Origin of the sequence: Paenibacillus massiliensis 2301065 = DSM 16942 (genome assembly GCF_000377505.1) — a bacterium.
In the GTDB taxonomy this organism is placed as follows: domain Bacteria; phylum Bacillota; class Bacilli; order Paenibacillales; family Paenibacillaceae; genus Paenibacillus; species Paenibacillus massiliensis.
Map to the genome: position 1 here is coordinate 1 of NZ_KB898198.1, position 17960 is coordinate 17960.

General features: G+C 49.1%; 14 protein-coding genes and 1 rRNA gene. 2 read left to right on the top strand and 13 right to left on the bottom strand.

Annotated elements, in window-relative coordinates:
- From D328_RS0122715 to D328_RS0122775, 13 genes are all read right to left on the bottom strand, one after another.
- Positions 1-293, bottom strand: a 16S ribosomal RNA gene (locus D328_RS0122715); the annotation flags it as partial.
- A gap of 537 nt (positions 294-830) precedes the next feature.
- Complete coding sequence (locus D328_RS0122720; RefSeq protein ID WP_018887353.1) at positions 831-2384, bottom strand: response regulator transcription factor; 1554 nt, start codon at positions 2382-2384, stop codon at positions 831-833.
- Positions 2362-4140 carry a cache domain-containing sensor histidine kinase gene (locus D328_RS0122725; protein ID WP_018887354.1) on the bottom strand — a complete coding sequence of 593 codons (1779 nt, stop codon included), beginning with the start codon at positions 4138-4140 and terminating at the stop codon, positions 2362-2364. Before D328_RS0122725 ends, D328_RS0122720 begins: the two co-directional genes overlap by 23 nt.
- A gap of 227 nt (positions 4141-4367) precedes the next feature.
- A complete protein-coding gene (locus tag D328_RS0122730) occupies positions 4368-5237 on the bottom strand; it encodes an inositol monophosphatase family protein (RefSeq protein ID WP_018887355.1) in 870 nt (289 codons plus the stop codon).
- Between the two features lie 165 nt (positions 5238-5402).
- Positions 5403-6404, bottom strand: coding sequence for a UV DNA damage repair endonuclease UvsE (uvsE, locus tag D328_RS0122735; protein ID WP_018887356.1), 1002 nt, complete (start codon positions 6402-6404; stop codon positions 5403-5405).
- A gap of 123 nt (positions 6405-6527) precedes the next feature.
- Positions 6528-6851 carry a hypothetical protein gene (locus tag D328_RS0122740; RefSeq protein WP_018887357.1) on the bottom strand — a complete coding sequence of 108 codons (324 nt, stop codon included), beginning with the start codon at positions 6849-6851 and terminating at the stop codon, positions 6528-6530.
- A gap of 367 nt (positions 6852-7218) precedes the next feature.
- The gene (locus D328_RS0122745) at positions 7219-8313 is read right to left on the bottom strand and encodes a D-alanine--D-alanine ligase (RefSeq protein WP_018887358.1); all 1095 of its coding nucleotides are present in this window, start codon (positions 8311-8313) and stop codon (positions 7219-7221) included.
- 108 nt (positions 8314-8421) lie between these two features.
- Positions 8422-9435, bottom strand: coding sequence for an amidase domain-containing protein (locus tag D328_RS0122750; RefSeq protein ID WP_018887359.1), 1014 nt, complete (start codon positions 9433-9435; stop codon positions 8422-8424).
- A gap of 117 nt (positions 9436-9552) precedes the next feature.
- Positions 9553-10377, bottom strand: a complete 825-nt coding sequence (locus D328_RS0122755) for a helix-turn-helix domain-containing protein (protein WP_018887360.1) — start codon at positions 10375-10377, stop codon at positions 9553-9555.
- Positions 10378-10580: 203 nt separating this feature from the next.
- Positions 10581-11084, bottom strand: a complete 504-nt coding sequence (locus tag D328_RS0122760) for a PTS sugar transporter subunit IIA (RefSeq protein ID WP_018887361.1) — start codon at positions 11082-11084, stop codon at positions 10581-10583.
- A gap of 12 nt (positions 11085-11096) precedes the next feature.
- Positions 11097-12470, bottom strand: coding sequence for a glycoside hydrolase family 32 protein (locus D328_RS0122765; protein ID WP_018887362.1), 1374 nt, complete (start codon positions 12468-12470; stop codon positions 11097-11099).
- Positions 12467-14719: a beta-glucosidase BglX gene (gene bglX / locus D328_RS0122770; protein WP_018887363.1), complete on the bottom strand. Its 2253-nt coding sequence runs from the start codon at positions 14717-14719 to the stop codon at positions 12467-12469. Before bglX ends, D328_RS0122765 begins: the two co-directional genes overlap by 4 nt.
- A gap of 19 nt (positions 14720-14738) precedes the next feature.
- On the bottom strand, positions 14739-16145 hold the full coding sequence (locus D328_RS0122775) for a sucrose-specific PTS transporter subunit IIBC (protein ID WP_018887364.1): 1407 nt from the start codon (positions 16143-16145) through the stop codon (positions 14739-14741).
- A gap of 230 nt (positions 16146-16375) precedes the next feature.
- Between D328_RS0122775 and D328_RS0122780 the strand changes: the two genes are divergently transcribed.
- Together D328_RS0122780 and D328_RS0122785 are read left to right on the top strand one after the other, a co-directional pair.
- On the top strand, positions 16376-16870 hold the full coding sequence (locus D328_RS0122780; protein ID WP_018887365.1) for an RNA polymerase sigma factor: 495 nt from the start codon (positions 16376-16378) through the stop codon (positions 16868-16870).
- A complete protein-coding gene (locus D328_RS0122785; protein WP_018887366.1) occupies positions 16867-17562 on the top strand; it encodes a zf-HC2 domain-containing protein in 696 nt (231 codons plus the stop codon). Before D328_RS0122780 ends, D328_RS0122785 begins: the two co-directional genes overlap by 4 nt.
- Positions 17563-17960: the final 398 nt, after the last annotated feature.

Consider the following 17960-nt stretch of genomic DNA (forward strand, 5'->3'; position numbering starts at 1 on the left):
ATCGTCGCCTTGGGGAGCCGTTACCTCTCCAACTAGCTAATGCGCCGCAGGCCCATCCTCCGGTGACAGATTGCTCCGTCTTTCCTCACTTCTCCATGCGAAGAAGTGAATTATCTGGTATTAGCTACCGTTTCCGGTAGTTATCCCAGTCCAGAGGGCAGGTTGCCTACGTGTTACTCACCCGTCCGCCGCTAACCATCAGGAGAGCAAGCTCTCCATCAAGTCCGCTCGACTTGCATGTATTAGGCACGCCGCCAGCGTTCGTCCTGAGCCAGGATCAAACTCTCCAATAATGTTATTGAAAAGAGCGATAGCTCATTTTGAATCTGACGAGATTTAATATCTCATTGTTTGAATCTCACTTGCGTGAAATCCGCTCACTCGTTGTTCAGTTTTCAAAGATCAACTTCGTTATTCTTTCCTGTCGTTTTTGCGACAGCTATAAGATCATATCATGTTTCCGAGAGAAGTGCAAGCTTTTTTTCAAAAACTTTTTACTTCTAACTCACTCGTTTGCCGCTCACTTTAACGGCAGAACATTAATTTATCATGTCCGCAGAATAAAAGCAAGCATATTTTAAAACTCTGACTCTGCCTCATCGCCCCGCCTCTATTCATATATGAGAATTCCCTTTAGGAAAAGGCTCCTGCAGCATAATGCCGTACGCCAGAGTTGATTTCCTTAACTTACTTTATCCTCTTTGCTCTATACAAAGAGCGTCTATGAACCACCAGAAACTTATTCCTGGTGGCCCACTTTTGACAAGTCGACAGTTTACATAACAATTATCTCTAAAGAATAAGCCCCATGACTCCCTCTCCTCATTCATTTACAGTTGGGACCTGATATACTCCGAGGGTGTCGTCCCGCTCCATTTCTTGAAGACCTGGCTGAAGTACTGTGCATTCCCACCAAAGCCGAACATCTCGGCCAGCTCGAACACTTTCACATCACCCTCTCGGCGGATATACTCGGCCGCACGCTCAATCCGGTAGCGATTCACATAATGAGAGAAGTTGTCCCCTGTGACACGTTTGAAGATCTTCCCGAGATAATCGGAGTTCATATATAGCATTTCATTTGCTACCCCATTCAGGGAGAGGTCTGATTTGTGATAGTTCTCCTCAATAATTCCGATCATTTTATCAACAGTTGAGGACTGACGATAGATATTACGCTTGTAATAGAGGGCTGTCAGGCGCTCAGCCGCATTCTTGACGAATTCCTGCAACTCGGACAGCGTATCCATCTCGGACAGGCTGGCCATCTGAGCCGTGAAGTCTGTTCGTTCCTCCTGAGGGCACAGTCGGATCATCGCCGCATAGAGCTGCAGTACGTAGGAACGGGTCACCGCAATCTCATGACGCTGTACTGCTAGAATGCTGAACAGACGATCCACTTCCTCTGCCGCTTTCTCCCGATTACCAGCCTTAATAAGCATGCACAGCTCCTCTACATCGAGATCCAGCTCATCGCCTTCCTTCAAGTCACTCGTTGCGAGATCATCCTTGGTGATCAGACTGCCTTCCCCCGTATAAAAGCGGTGACTCAGACACTCTAATGCCTCGCGGTACATCTTGCGCAGCTTTAACATGCGATCGGATTCAGTGACAGCAGCCGTGACCTCCAGCTTGTAAAATTTGTGAAAGGTGCTGCGAACCTCCTCCACTCCGCTCATTAGTTGACTCGACTCCTCAGGACTCTCCAGAACAATAAGCACCTGACCCTGAATCGTCGTGCTGAACAACACCTGGCCTAACACATCGGCGGCGATATTTTGAAGAGCGAACCAATGCTCTGGCTCATGCGGACCCTCCAGTCGCATTAGCACCATCTGCACCTGCTTGTTCTGCAGCTCCAGACCGAATAGGTTCTGATAATATTCCAGATCCCGGCTTCCATATGTCTTGTTCAGGATGAACTCACGCAGTACCTGCGATTTGACATGAGGTAGCATTTTCTCGAAATCCTGCTTCATCCGACTTACGAAGTCGTCCCGGTCCCTCTGCTCTTCACGTTCTATACGCAGTTCATTGATAGCATCACTGATCTGATTCTCATTACATGGCTTCAACAGATAGTGCTTCACACCATATTGCATCGCGCGGCAGGCATAGTCAAAATCCTTGTGGCCTGACAGCATGATGAACCGGATATCCGGATAGGCTTCATGAGTCTTCGCTACGAGGCCAAGACCGTCCAGTCCCGGCATAGAGATGTCGCTAATCACAATATCCGGCTGATTGCTCACAATCTGATCGTAAGCCTCCAGCCCATTGCGGGCCGTGCCTACCAGCTCGGCACCTGATTTTTGCCAATCCACCACTTGAGAGATGCCGTCCAGAATCATACGCTCATCATCAACCAACAGAACTTTGTACATGAATTTCCTCCCCCTTCACATATGGAATACGGACATGAACAGCAGTACCTTGGCCAGGACCACTCTCTAGGCGGATACCCCATGCTTGGCCGAAGGTTAGTTGAATACGTTCTTCAATATTAGAGAGACCGATACCTTGCCCTCGGGTCTTGACCTTGCCGCTATGCAGCCTGGTTATGAAGTCACTGGTCATCCCTGGACCATCATCCTCAACACAGATCTCCAGCGCAGAATCCTGCCGACGAACACGAATGACGATATGACAAGGCTCAATACGTGGTTCAAGGGCATAGTGAATGGCATTCTCCACGAGAGGCTGCAGGGTCAGCTTCGGAATAAGCGCTGTCTCTACTCCTTCTTCCAGATCAAGCTCGAAGTTCAGCCGCTCTTCAAAGCGCGTCTTCTGAATCGTTACATAGCTATGGACAATATCCAGCTCACGCTCAAGCGGAATCAGCTGCTCCTGCAGGTTCACGGCGTTGCGTAGCAGAAAAGCCAGCGCCTCCACCATTTCCGATATCTTGTCTTGCTTGTTCAATTTGGCGAGCCAGTTCACGGACTCTAAGGTATTGTATAGAAAATGTGGATTAATCTGAGCTTGAAGCGCTTTCAACTCTGTTTCACGAAGCAATAGCTGCTTAGCGTAATTCTCGTCGATCAGCTCACGAATACGCCGGATCATTTTAATATAGGTACGATAGAGCAGACTAACTTCATTATGAGATGGAGAAGGCATGCGGCCAAGGGATTCCTCCTTTAGCTTGTCGAGATTCCCTTGCTCGATCTTGCGCATATTCGCGATGAGCTGCTGTATGGGCCTGGTAATGCTGACAGAGAGCTTCGCACCGCATGCTAGTGCTACAAGCAGCATAAGTACGAACACCCCCATGACCAGATCCTTGATCACTTGGACTCTTTGGAACATTTCCTGAAACGGAGTCGTGTGCAAATAGGTCCAGCCTGTATAGCTTGAGGTAGCTTTAGCCGTAAAATAGCTCTCCTGGTCGTAGGATTCAATCCCATAAGGCAATGTGCGCTTCAATTCCGTGCTGATTCCTTTCGGGCTTAACAGGGGGACCTCAGGATAGATCAAGCGTTCTCCGTCTACAATCATCAGCTGTCCGCTATCCGCATCCTGCACGCGTTCATTGACGATCCTGTCGATACGCACCTTAAGCACCAAGGTACCCAATCCTTGCAGGGTAAAGGTCTGACCCGTGTAGGACTTGATCTGACGGGCTGCCAGCAGTGACGAGTCTCCTGGAGCGAACCAAGCATTGGAGCCGCTATTTTCCTGAGCAAGACGGACAAGATGAGAGCGCAGATCCTCAGGAATCCCTTCACGGTTCCCCGCCGCCATTACCTTCCCCTCGTTATCAATTAACAACATGGAATAAACATATTTCTCTGAACCAGCCAGAGAGATCAGGCGATTCGTGATCTTCTTGTGCAACACTGTGCGACCGTAGGAGGACTGCTCCTTCTCAAGCTGTCTGAGATGATCCTGCAGCGCTTGATCTGAGACGACATTGAACGTGAGACGCTCCACTTCCTTGAGCTGATTCTCTATATCTATGGATGACATGTTCAGCACCTGTGAGGTCTTCTTGTACATTTGATCATCATATATGTTGAAGACGTATGTCAGCACAGCAGCAAAAATGGCAAAGCTGGTCAGCATAAGCAGCGTAATGAGCAGCATCATCTTATGATGAATTCCAGCGTTTATGAAAGCGCTTTTTATTTTGTTCGCCATCATACTCCTCCTTCTGCACATCGCTAGGTACAAGCTGGAAGCTGAGGTTACAAGAATAGGGGCACTCACTGTACATTCTTACAATAGCCATTGTCCACGGAGGTTATCCGACGTATATAGATTGGTTACATTCGACGAAAATGTATAAAATCTATAATCTTCATTCAAAATACCCCAAGCCGGACTAAACGGCAAGGGGTATTTTGAACCATCATTACTTTACAACGTTATTCCAGACCTGTTGCATTGTTCTTGTGTAGAACATCCAGCAGCTCGGCATGAATATGCTTGTTGCTGGCCACAATATGGCGTACGGTCAGATCATAAGTCTTCCCGACTGTATCCGTCATGCTACCACCCGCTTCCTGCACCAGCAGGGCGCCCGCTGCCACATCCCAGGGAGACAATCCCACTTCTGTATAGGCGCTTAAACGCCCGGCTGCTACATAAGCCAGATGCAGTGCAGCAGAGCCACCGGCCCGGAGGCTTCTGACCTGCGGAGCCAGTGCCTGAATTGCCCTCATATTCACGGGTAACGCAAATTCACGGTCTGGCGGCGTACCAATAGCGACAAGGCTTGAGGCCAGCTCACGCTCCTCTGATACAGTCATTCGTGTACCATGCACATAAGCGCCCTTCCCTTTTTCAGCAACAAACATTTCATCTCTGGACGGGTCATAGATGACCCCGACGATAACCTCACCCTGATGAGCCAGTGCAATGGATACAGAATAATAAGGGAAGCCATGTACAAAATTCGTCGTACCGTCAACCGGATCAATAATCCATAGGAACTCTTCCTCCTGTGCCGCCTTTAATGCTGCAGCAGCGGCCTCACGCCCCGGCTCTACACCTTCTTCACCCAGAATAGCATGGTCTGGGAAATGGGTCAGGATCAGTCTGCGGATCATCTGCTCTGCTCCCTTGTCCACCTCGGTGACCAGATCCTGTGCAGATTGCTTCGTACTCAGGTGCTCCACCGTTCCCAGTCGACTCTTGATCCATTCACCCGCCTTCGAAGCAGCATTAATGGCTACAGCAGTATAGCTCTTGCTTGTAACGACATAAGGAATCTTCTCTTGTTCTCTCTCGTTCACAGCACTCACTCTACTTTCATATCACATCCATAAGCACAGCAACCACGCTGCTGTGCCCATGATGTTGTTATTATTAATATCAATTCGATTGCTTTGCTTGTACAAGATACGCCACTTCCATAGCAAAGTTTCGCCCGAAATTGCGACAAGCAGCATTTCCTCTCATCAGCCCTCTACCTCAATCGTCGCTCCATCCAGGATACGAATCCCTTCACCCTCGTAGGTTCGAAAATCCTCCATAAGCTTCAGTAGTGCTTCATCCTTGCGCTTGGCCTCGATCATGACATCGAGCTCGGGCGTCTTGGAAGCTATGGCTCGTAGAAATTCAAGCAACGGCTCTATTGAGACATGATCAGCATGACCTCTTGGGTCTTTTGTGCTCTTGGGACTGGATACATGAATCTTGGGTGGCAGGGGCTTATCTGCCAAGGATCCGGCCTGAGCGAGTGGTGTGTGCCATGTCTTCAATATGGCAGGCCACAGCTCCCAGGGCCTCTCTCCGTCATTGTTAACCCATTGATGGTGAATGTCCAGTACCATGGGCAGTCCGGTATGCTCGCAGACGGTCAGCGTCTCGGATGCCGTGAAGGTCTTGTCATCATTCTCCAGCGTCAGCCGCTCCAGCATAGCCCGTTCGAGACGAGCTACCTGCTCTTCGAAGCGTAGCGCTGAGGTCTGTTTGTCCCCATAGGCTCCACCGATATGAATGTTATTCTTCGCTGCTGGCCCCAGGCCCATGGCTTCCAGCATACGAACATGATGCCGGAGATCACGGACGGAACTAGCAAGCACCTCGGGGCGGGGCGTGCTCAGTACAGTAAAATGATCGGGATGAAAGGATACCCTCATGCCCGCTTTCTTGATCACATCTCCGAGTGCGGCAAATGCTGGCCGCAACACAGGATACGGGTCCCAATCCTGCAGCTCCGCATGAGTAGCCAGCGGAATGAGCTTGGATGAGAAGCGATAGACCATAATATCGTGCGCCATATTATGACGCAGCAGCCTTAATGTATTATGTAGATTCTCCTCCGCGATCCGCTCCAGCTTGCGAATAGCAGCCTCTCTGTCCGGGATTTTGCTAAAGCTTGCATACGTCATCGTCCTGGAGGGAGATGCGTTACTGACGGTAACGGACATCGCTACATATCCGAATCTGACTCTCATGCCTTCCACGTCCTTCCGGGTCCATACTTCACTAGCCTGCTCGAGTCATCTATCCACTCCCGAAGCCAGACTGTCTATATTAAGCATATTACCCGGAAAGTAGCGTCTCAATTCCGCCAGATGCTAGGAACCTGACTGGCGACTGAAGAACATTTCATCTGCCAGGGCCGTCTGTACTCTCGATTCCTCTTCGTTCAGCTTGCGGTTGAGCGTCATTTCCACCTCAGTAACCTCTTCACCCTGAAAATTAATCTCGGCAATGCTCGCTACGATGGTTACGATGGCAACAGCAACATTATCCGGACTATAGGCAATAACCTGCTGACCTGTCGGGAAGACGCGCAGCCCGCTTTTCACCATTTTCCCCCGCCCGTATTCCAGCAGCTCGTACAGCTCTTGCTCGCTTTTGAATTTACATACTGAGTTAAACTCTGTCTGGAAGCCCATGAGAATTCCTCCTAAATATGAATACTGTATATTGATTGTAACAGAAAAACAGCTAATCTCCGATTGCCGATTAACTGTAATGCAATAACTTTTATCGAATAGCTGAAGGAAGGCCCCTCTTGCTCCGTGAACTCTGAGTTCAGTATGTGAATATTCCATATCATGAACATCATTTTAGCTTGGTTCGTTCCACGATGTATTATTCCCCACACAGGGCTTGTAGAGAGACTTGAGGATTACATATTATATGGTAGCTGGAACTATGTAGATAGTGTGTACTTCTGCACCTCTTGTATCATGAAAAAAAGGGGAGAATCTCTCCCCTTAACATGCTTAGTAATAAATACAATTAATTAAATAAACAAACTTAGTTACCATGCTCATATTGCAGAGATGATCGCTGAGCATAACGCTCTAACCCCAACCGGATCATATGATCAAGCAGCTCGGGATAGGATACGCCAGTCTCTCTCCACAATAGCGGATACATACTGAACGGGGTGAAGCCTGGCATCGTATTCACCTCATTAATCAGTACGAGACCATCCGATCTGCGGACGAAGAAGTCCACTCGCGAAATACCGCAGCCTTCTATAGCCCGGAATGCCTTCAACGCAGCTTCACGCACACGGTCCACAACTTCCTCATCCAGCACTGCCGGAATGACCATTTCCGATTGGCCATCTGTATATTTCGCTGCATAATCATAATAATCAGCAGAGGATACGATCTCCCCAGGCACAGATGCCATGGGCTCCTCATTCCCCAGCACGCTGACCTCTATCTCACGGGCATCCACGAACTCCTCTACAATGACCTTCAGATCATAACGGAGGGCGAATTCCACAGCCTTCTCCAATTCCTCACGATTACGGGCCTTGGAGATCCCGACGCTGGAACCCAGGTTGGCAGGCTTAACGAAGCATGGATAGCCCAGCTCACGTTCCACCTGAATTAGCAGTTCATGCGGGTCCTGCTGCCATTGAATGCTGGTAGCATAGCAGAAATTGACCTGTTCCAGTCCTGCCTGCGCAAACAGCTTCTTCATGACTACCTTATCCATTCCCGCTGCAGAAGCAAGCACGCCTGCTCCCACGTAAGGCATATCCGCCATCTCAAAGAGCCCTTGAATGGTTCCGTCCTCACCGAATGTGCCATGCAGCAGAGGGAACATAATATCAGGCCCACCACTTTCACCATACAGCTTGCTGAACAAGGTATTCATTGCGTCCTTGCTTGATGAGCTAGCGTTCGGTAGCTTCAGATCCTCAATGGCAGGGAAGGGCTCGTGGATCTCCGCACCTTTCCGCCAATCGCCCTGCTTAGTGATATAGAATGGAATAATAGCATATTTACTGAAATCAAAAGCATTCTGCACGGCATATGCCGTCTGTAATGATACCTCGTGTTCGCCTGACTTGCCTCCATAGACAAGACCGACTGTCAATTTGTTCTCTGCCATGCTTACCTCCGCTTTCTGACCATGCCTGTGACTCAAGTGATATCGAGCCTGTGTGTGTTCTGCTTAACTGCCATCCATCTGGATAGCCCATTTCTGAAACGTGATCGATTACAGATGATCCGCAATATGATAAAAGCGATAGACCGTCCTGTCCGTCCACGCATAAGAATCCCGGTAATCCCAATAACGATGACGCGCGCTAACGGTATGGGCGTTGACCAGCGGCATACCTCCGGCATCAAAAGCCGTGACGATCGTACTATGCTGGAACGTACCATCGCCATCCCAATCGTACGAGATAACATCCCCCAGCATCAGCTGCTCCGGTCGCTCCACAGGTACCGCGTCGAAGCTACGCCCACTAGCACCCAAGTAGCGCTCCAGCGCGTTCGATACCGCCCAGCTGAAGCTCCATAGCTCCTTGCCACTAGACCGACCTCTGTACCACCAGCCCGATTCTCTTTTACCAGTATAGTGGATCGGTGCCCCCCCTGCAAAGAGACATTGCGACACATAATTGGTACAATCTACATCGAAGGCTTCAAACTCTGGATTGTAGCTGTCCCACCATCGATCAGCATAAGCAACTGCCTCTTCCCGCCTGTACCGAATGGGCCGCCCTCCTCCGCTAGCACCAAGCACTTCCTGGTTCAGAAATGGTGGATTGTCTGGCCTCACGATCGAGCCTTGCCCATCCGCGGTCTCTGGGAAGGTTGCCTCTGCCTCCGAGCGACCCTCAGCGGAATCCCTCTCCACCCGCGATATGATCCAGTACCGTCCATCACGAATAAACGTCAGTCGCTCCTGCTCAATTCGGTCCTCACGATGTGTCATGCCACCCTTCACATAGAACACCCGAAGCTGCAGTCGCACATCCACTACAGTCTCCTCCGGCAGTGATGTCACAACGCGGAGCTGACTGGCCCGGGTCTCGCTACGCAGGGGCACCGCTCCACGCTCCCTATACCATTCTGCAAGCCGAGACCGCAGCTCCCCTCGCTGGTACAGTAGGCCCAGATCTGTAATGACGCCATCCTCCCGCACAGGCCCCTCTCCCACCTGTACTCTGTTGTAATGATTCACATAGCTGTATAGCGCTTGTCTCCAACCCTGCCCATCCATGGAGCACCCTCCCCTCTCTCCCCCAAGAACTAAGGCTCCTCTTCTACGAAGTCTATGAGGAAATGGGACGCGTTATGAATGGGATGTATGCAGGTTTCTTTAGCAGTAGTCATATGTTTAGTTCGTATGCGATTTTTTGTATTCATAAGGTGTCTTCCCCATCACTTCTCTGAATGCTTTACGAAAAGATTTGACGTTGGGGAATCCCGTTTCATACGATATTTCGGTCAGAGACTTATTAGTTGTATCTAGTAGGTCAATGGCTTTTTCCAAGGACAAAATTTGCTTGTATTCAGTAAAGGTCTGGCCTGTATATTCATGAAACATACGGGACAAGTAAGCCTCGGAATACCCACAGACACGCGCTGTCTCAGCGAGACTGATGTTCTCCATGTAATGCGCTTTAATAAAGTCCATGATGGTCTTGAGCTTCTGCTGCTTGGCACTGAATAGTTCCGGCTGAAAGTCAACGGCTTGGCCAAAGTGTTGTAGGAGCCAATACTTAAGCTCCACAATCCGGCTCTGTTCGAGAATGTAATCATACCTGCCTGTAGAGTAATGCAGTTCGTATATTTCCATCAAGAGCGTTCTTAATTTGGAGAGCGTAGGCTCCTCAACCTGCCCTTCCTGTGTATTCAATTGTATAATGATTTGTTCATCAGCAAAAAAGGTCTCTGGAAATTGCAGCACAAGAACACGGTTCTCCGAAATACTTTGGGTGGAGTGAGGGACATTGCTGTTCATGAACAGCATGTCATTGTCCGTCAGGATCGTAATCTTCCCTTCATGCCATACCTTCAGTTCTCCGCTGATACAGCAAATCAGCTCCATATTGCTATGAAAATGCATGGGAATAACCCTCTCCATGTCTCTTGCTTGAAAGGTGAAGAGGTTAATCATCTTTCTTCGGTCTATTTCGATATGTTCATATATCTTCTTCATCACGATACCTCATCAGCCAGCCATGATCGGGGGATCTATTGGTTATTAATTTAACTATACCGTTAGAAAATTACTCACGACAAGCTACAATTCTTTGGCGAGCGAACACGAAAAGAAGGCCGTTCATTCCACATGTGGAATAGAAAACGACCTTCCTTGGTCTGCTGGTCACACGACAAGCAACTGATTATAATTCGACGGATTCATGATTTCAAATGCACCGTCATGAATGTGCCACTGCTGACATCGCCCTTTTGTCCGATATAAGTCTCTACACCGGACACGACCTCCAGTCCATCCGGGACAAGGACAGGACTGAGTAGTGACAGCTCAGCAGCCTTGATGAGATGCATATCGAACTCAAGTAACAATTGTCCCTTTTTGACCTTGGCTCCGTTTTTGATATGAAGGCTGAAGCCATTGCCCTTTAAAGAGACCGTATCTATGCCGACATGGATTAGAATCTGGACACCGCTTTTATGTTCAACAATAACTGCATGCTTGCTCTTGTCCATGACATGAGCGATCTTCCCGTCAAACGGGGCGTACACCTTTCCTTCGGCAGGCTCAATCGCTGCCCCTGCCCCCATATGTCCCTGGGCAAAGGCAGGGTCAGGCACCCGATCCAGAGCTACTGCTGTGCCGGGGATGGGGAAAGCAACCTCCAGCGCTTCCAATGTTTTCTTATCTCGCCCCCAATGAAACATATGATTCTCTCCTTATTCTACGGATTCTCGTAATGGATAAATGTTAATCTGACCTTTATTGCCGCCTGCCTCAAGCTGTATGCTTCTCTGCTCGGTATCTTCTAGGAAGTATCGCAGAGAAAATACTTCTTCTCCTTGATTCACAAAGATCTCCAAGCTGGAGCTTTCAATGAATAATTGCAACTCTACAGGTCTATGAGATAATTCCGCTTTCCTATACTCTCTCTCGCTTGTCAGCCAATTCGTCCTCCAGATGGTCAGACTGTTCTCCTCGAAATCATAGCTGATCTCGACACTTCCTCTTAATACTGCTCGGAACGATTCCTTCAGCTCCAAGAAGCTAATGATAATCTCCGCCTGCAAAGAGGGCAGCTGCCATGAGCCGTGCTCCTGTACCTCTGCCTGTACACCTTGCTGCCTTAAGCCCTGAAGCTCAGACAGCGGGATCTGATACAACCTGCCGTTCCTTAATACGATTTCTCTGGGAAGCGTAAGTGCATGGAGCCAGCCCTCACGTACGGTCGGAACAGCTCGCTCCGCATCTTCATTCATGGCACTCATCCAGCCAAACATGATCAGTCGGTCGCGAACCTTAAACGACTGCGGCGCATAGAAGTCAAAGCCTCGGTCAAGCTCTTTAAAATCCTCTATGCTTCCATCAAATTTTCCTGTATCTGATATCTCGCCAAGGATGTACCCGGATTGGTTCGGATTTCTATAGTACTCTCCTTTTTCAGGCAAGCCCTGCGGGGAGAATACGAAGACATCCTGCTCGGCAAACGACAGCACATCCGGGCATTCCCACATATATCCGAACGTATGGTCATGCTCCAGAAATGATCCTTGGTATGTCCAAGCCAACAAATCCTCGGATTTGTATACCAGAGCATCTCCTGTCTGATCCTCTCTTTGGGCTCCAACGATCAGCCACCAGCTCCCGCGATCGTCTCTCCATACCTTCGGATCCCGCACATGCCGGGTGTAACCCGGAGGATGCGGGAACAAGGGACCAAGCTTGCGGAAGCTCTCTCCGTCCTCGGAGATGGCCGCGCATTGGTAGCTTTCCTTCCCCCCGTCCTCTCTGATCACATTTCCAGTGTAGAACAGATACAGCTGGTCCTCATGTACAACACTTCCTCCAGAATAAATGCCGTCCTTGTCATACCATTCCGAAGGCTCCAGCGCGATACCTTTCCTGCGCCAGTGCACCAGATCGTCCGACACAACGTGGGCCCAACATTTATTCCGATGCTCGGTTCCAGTCGGGTTCCATTGATGGAATACATGATATTGACTACGGAAAAAGGCAAGCCCGTTCGGGTCATTCAACAGTCCGTAAGGCGGGGTAATATGGTATTTCAGGTGATAAGCTTCGCTGTTCTTCATGATTTCCCCTCCTGCAATAGCATAAAGCTGAAGGCAAACACGATATCACGCGAGCTTGAACCGATATAGACCTCGAATTCGCCCGGCTCACTTGTATATTCTGAGGTATTTCCGTAAAATCGGAGCATTTCCTCATGAATTGAGAATTGTACCTCTCTCGTCTCTCCGCTTCGCACAAAGATTTTCCGAAAATCCTTTAATTCCTTCACCGGTCTTGCGACACTTGCGAATTTATCCCGAATATACAGCTGGAGTGTCTCCTTCCCATCATGGCTTCCGGTATTCTCGACGGCGATGCTCACATCGACCGTCTCATTGTGGCGCATGCTTTCCCGGCTGACGGACAACAGCCTGTATTCAAATGTGGTGTAGGATTGACCATACCCAAACGGATATAGCGGCTCATTCACTTCATCAATATAACGGGTTGCAAAACGATAGGATCCATTTTCCGGTAAATCGGGCCTTCCTGTATTCAGCTCGTTATAATACACCGGGATTTGTCCGACGCTACGCGGAAAGGTCATCGTCAATTTCCCGGACGGATTGGCTGCCCCATACAACAGATTGCCCAGCGCTTCCCCGCTCATAGTGCCGGGATACCAGGCCTGGAGCATGGCATCCGCCTCTGCAGCCACCTCTGTTAGAATCAGAGGCCTTCCGCTATACACAATGACAACCATTGGCTTGCTCAATACGCTTAATTCACGAAGCAGCCTTAGCTGGGACTCCGGAAGCATCGGGCTTGTTCGTGATCCACCCTCGCCGCTTTGGTAGACACTTTCGCCAAGTGCCAGAACAATGACATCGGCTTCGCTCGCATTTCGAATCGCTTCCTGCAGCAGATCGTCCTCAGCAACGGCTTCACCAGCCAGCTTCTCCTCGTATTTGCCAAGGGCTTCTCGCGCGGCAAGTGGAAGCATGTACGCTCCCCTGCATACCGAGAGTAGGTCGGGGACAATGTGCTTCAGGAGTCCTGTCTTCAGATTAACGGTATCGGCCTCGTCCCCCTTGATCGCCCACATACCAAGGGTAGAGCTTTCCTCAGCATAGGGGCCAATCAAAGCTACCTTGGCATGCTTGGACAATGGCAGCACTTGGTGTTCATTTTTCAGCAGGACTACAGATTCCTCTGCCAAGGATAATGCAGCTTGTCTATGTTCATCCGACAGAACACTACTCTTCTGCTGCTGCAAGGTGTCCTGCAATCCCCGGAATGGGTCCTCAAATAGCCCCAGATCGTTCTTTAACTGTAATACACGATACACTGCTTCGTTCAATAGACTCAGCAAATGCTCGTTCCCTGATATGACCTTCTCTAATTGATTGGCGTAGATCGCCGTCTTCATATCCACATCCACCCCGGCGAGCAAGGCCAGCCTTGCCGCGTCGGCACCATCCTCAGCATAGCCGTGCATGATTAGCTCCTCTATTGCGGCATAATCCGAGATCAATACACCCTCGAACTTCATGTCCCGCCTCAGCACTTCACGATTCAGCCATTCGTTGCCGGTGGCGGGGATGCCATTCAGGGTATTGAATGCAGTCATCACCAGCTTGGCCCCTGCTGCAATCGCGGCTTGATAGCCTGGCAGATAATATTGCCTAAGCATATGCTCCGACATATCCACAGCGTTGTATTCACGCCCGGCGACAGGCGCCCCGTAGGCGGCAAAATGCTTGACGCAAGCGGCGATCTTATGAGGTGGTATAGTACGCTGTCCAGACTCTCCCTGAATGCCCAGCACCAGACTCTCCGCATATTTCATAGCCAGCAGGGTATCCTCTCCAGGCGATTCCATTACTCGTCCCCAGCGGGGATCTCTAACGATATCCACCATCGGGGAAAAGGTCACATGGATGCCCTCATCATAGCACTCCCGTGCGGACATCGCAGCCGCCTGCTCAATCTGCTCATAGTTCCAACTGCAAGCTTGAGCAAGCGGAATTGGGAAGATCGTCCGATAGCCATAGATAATATCTGCCATGAACAGCAGCGGGATTTGATGTGTTGATCTCTTCAAATATTCGGTCTGCAGCCGAATAATCTTATCGGGATCGGTCACGTTCAGGATGGAGCCAGTGTTATATACGTTGTAGCTGCTGTCTAACCCCAACTTCTTCAGAGGTCCCGTTACGACCGTATCCATATCCCCTTCAAAGAAATCACCAGTCAGTTGAACCAGCTGCCCTATTTTCTCTTCTATAGAAAGGCTATTTAGTTTCTTAAGCAGTAATTGGTTGTCCATATCTTCTCTCCACTATATTTTATTGATGTGCTGTTTTCTCTTTGAATCCAAAGAACCAGGTAAGTGCAAAGGCCACAGCAAAACCGATAACACAGACGACAATGTACAGTAGGATCTGCTGATTCAGATACAACAAGATTCCTGGAATCGCCGTAATCGACATCCCTGTTGCCTGAATATCAAAAATCCGTGCGAAAAATCCGCCAACCGCTCCGCCAATCAGTCCCATCAGGAACGGCTTGCCGTACCGAATATTTACTCCGAAAATAGCAGGCTCTGTAATCCCCAATAACGCAGACAACGCAGAAGGATAAGCGATGGATTTGGTTTTTACACTTCTGGCCTTCAGTCCGACAGCCAACGCAGCTCCTGCTTGTGCACAAATAGACGCTGAGCTAATCGGGTTGACCATATTCCAGCCGTTATCCACCAGCATCTGTATTTCAATCAGGTTCAAAGCATGGTGCAACCCAGTAACGACGATAATCTGGTTAATACCACCGTAAATAAAACCACCAATACCAAACGGTAATTGCAATATAGCCGTCACGCCAGCCAAGATTAACACTTCGACCTCATGGAAAATTGGACCGATGATAAATAGTCCTAACACCAATGTGACCAGCAGGGTCAAAAATGGAGTTAATATCAAATCCAGAGCTTCCGGAACGGATTTTCTAATTCTCTTTTCCAGCAATGCTCCCACGACCCCTATGATGAATGCGGGCAGCACTGATCCCTGATAGCCTGCAATTTTAATGAAGCCCAAGAATACAAGCGGCTCTTGCACCTTCTGGGCGACATCCCAAGATGTAGGCAAGGATGGGCTCACCAGCATTAACCCTAGCAATATTCCCAACAATGGCGATCCACCGAACACTCTAAAGGCCGACCAGCAGACCAGTACGGGCAGAAAAGCAAAGGCTGTATCGGTCAATATCTGGGTAAACAATAAGAAATTCGCGGGAATCGTATCCGGTGTAAGTCCAAATAGCTGGAGCAATGCTGGCTGGGTGACCAGCCCACGAACTCCCATGAACAATCCCGTGGCAACCAGCGCAGGGATAATGGGAACGAACACATCCCCGAAGATGCGGATCATTCTTTTGAAGAAGTTATCATCCTGGGTAGAGGCTTGCTCTTTCAAATCCGCCTTGGATGTAGATGATATGTTCTCGCTGATCATCGCTTCATACACCTTGTTCACGGTACCGGTTCCGAAAATGATTTGAAATTGCCCTGAAGTAAAGAAAACCCCTTTGGCCTTGTCAATATTTTCGATAAACTCATCATCAATAATGTCCCTGTCCTTCACAATCAGACGCAATCTTGTGGCGCAATGCGCCATGGAAATGATATTGTCCTCTCCGCCAAGTCCTTTAATAACATCTTGCGCTATTTTTGTGTATTCTTTCTCAGGACTCATCTGTCTCTTCCTTTCCCAATTAACAAAGTTAGTACTTAACAACTTAAGCATAACATGATGACGCTTACAGACAGCGGGGTTATTTTACTTTATTAAGGTCAAATTTTGACCTTTTTATGCTCTGATCCCTCCGTAAGCTGCTATCCGGAAACATTTTCCTATAAAATTCGTTCTTACTTTTGTAACGAATGACAAGCATGCCAGTCATATGTTCGTGAGGATGTGAAGGCGTGACAGACTTTGAGCAGATTTATAATCAATATTTTCGGGACGTCTATCGCTTTGTCTATGCTTTAAGCCGCAATGAAGCCCTTTCCGAAGAGATTACACAGGAGACGTTCTTCAAGGCGCTGAGAAGCATTCATAGCTTCAAAGGCCATTGTAAGCTTGGTGTCTGGCTGTGCCAGATTGCCAAGAACACTTATTTTTCCCATCTCGACAAACAAAAACGTTGCGTTCCGCTGGAGGAGGATGGCCCCTTCCAGGACGAAGACGGCGACCCGGAGAAAATGCTGCTGATAAAAGATGAAACGATGCGCCTTCATCTGGCGCTGCACCACATGAAGGAGCCGTACAAAGAGGTGTTCACGCTGAGAGTATTTGGCGAGCTGTCCTTCGCCGAGATCAGCGGACTGTTCGAGAAAAGCGAAGGCTGGGCAAGGGTAACGTTCTATCGTTCCAAGCAAAAGATTCAGGGGTTGATGAAGGAGGAGGAACAGGGATGAGCAACAGGGTACATGATAACATTATCAGAGATTTGCTGCCTTTGTATGTTGACGGGGTATGCAGCCTAGAGAGCGAGGAGCTGGTGGAGAAGCAATTGCAAGCGTCACCTGAGCTAAGAGAAGAGTTGGCACAACTGAGAGCAGATCTGCGCTTATCGTTGGAAGCGAACAAACCTTATCGTCCAGATGCCGAAGTGATTCGTAAAATATCAGTAAGCTGGAGCCGTTCAAAATGGACGTCCTTTGTGAAGGGCACCCTGCTTTCCTTATCCGTTTGTAGTGTGCTGCTTCTCGGTTACATTGGCCTGTTTCGCTGGAACGTCATCCCTGTCTCATCTCAGGTAATTGCCATTACGGACCTAGGGCAGCTAGATAATGGCCGCATTGCTTATCATGTCACCTTGACGGATGGGTTCGATTCGAATCGTGCCAAATACGAAATGGATGAGGATGGGAACTTTTATGTCATTCCATACCGCCCTGTCTTCCCCACGAAAGCCAAGGCTGGTATTGCAATTCGTTATTATGAGGCCATAGACCATGAGCTGCAAATCTACAAGCAGAGATACGGCGAAGATCGGGAGATCACAGCCCTGTATTATGGCAGACCAGATGACAGCATGTTGGTGTGGAAAAAAGGAATGAAGCTTCCGCCAGCCAGCGATAAGGCAAGGACCTGGTTCCAGGAATAAAGGGGCTAAGCTTCATATCAGAGGACTGTCCCATAAGTAGTTTTCCCCTACACTTGCGACAGCTAACTCCAATCGAAGATTGAGGCAGCACTTCCGCTTAAAGCAGCGGAGCGGACGGACTTATTGTGGAAAAGCGGCAGCGGTCGCCTTTGTCCCCGGATTTTCACCGCTTAGGAGAATAGATAAAATCTGGGGACAACAGCGATTGTAACAACGGTCCGTTCGCGGAGCGTCCATCCAAGCGCACACGTTGATCCTACTTAAAAAACGAAGCCATCCCAAGCAGCCATTTCATGGCTTTTGGGACAGCTCCATTAGCATTGTAAGCTCCAAGTATGTTTTGACAGAGCACGAATGCTCCGATCAAGGCTTTATTCTTCTATATCTCTATAAGTCCA

What these genes read in the sequence shown, in the direction of transcription:
- D328_RS0122720 (WP_018887353.1), bottom strand. Translation starts at nt 2,384, where the DNA reads ATGTACAAAGTTCTGTTGGTTGATGATGAGCGTATGATTCTGGACGGC.
- D328_RS0122725 (WP_018887354.1), bottom strand. Translation starts at nt 4,140, where the DNA reads ATGGCGAACAAAATAAAAAGCGCTTTCATAAACGCTGGAATTCATCAT.
- uvsE (WP_018887356.1), bottom strand. Translation starts at nt 6,404, where the DNA reads ATGAGAGTCAGATTCGGATATGTAGCGATGTCCGTTACCGTCAGTAAC.
- D328_RS0122740 (WP_018887357.1), bottom strand. Translation starts at nt 6,851, where the DNA reads ATGGGCTTCCAGACAGAGTTTAACTCAGTATGTAAATTCAAAAGCGAG.
- D328_RS0122745 (WP_018887358.1), bottom strand. Translation starts at nt 8,313, where the DNA reads ATGGCAGAGAACAAATTGACAGTCGGTCTTGTCTATGGAGGCAAGTCA.
- D328_RS0122750 (WP_018887359.1), bottom strand. Translation starts at nt 9,435, where the DNA reads ATGGATGGGCAGGGTTGGAGACAAGCGCTATACAGCTATGTGAATCAT.
- D328_RS0122755 (WP_018887360.1), bottom strand. Translation starts at nt 10,377, where the DNA reads ATGAAGAAGATATATGAACATATCGAAATAGACCGAAGAAAGATGATT.
- D328_RS0122760 (WP_018887361.1), bottom strand. Translation starts at nt 11,084, where the DNA reads ATGTTTCATTGGGGGCGAGATAAGAAAACATTGGAAGCGCTGGAGGTT.
- D328_RS0122765 (WP_018887362.1), bottom strand. Translation starts at nt 12,470, where the DNA reads ATGAAGAACAGCGAAGCTTATCACCTGAAATACCATATTACCCCGCCT.
- bglX (WP_018887363.1), bottom strand. Translation starts at nt 14,719, where the DNA reads ATGGACAACCAATTACTGCTTAAGAAACTAAATAGCCTTTCTATAGAA.
- D328_RS0122775 (WP_018887364.1), bottom strand. Translation starts at nt 16,145, where the DNA reads ATGAGTCCTGAGAAAGAATACACAAAAATAGCGCAAGATGTTATTAAA.
- D328_RS0122785 (WP_018887366.1), top strand. Translation starts at nt 16,867, where the DNA reads ATGAGCAACAGGGTACATGATAACATTATCAGAGATTTGCTGCCTTTG.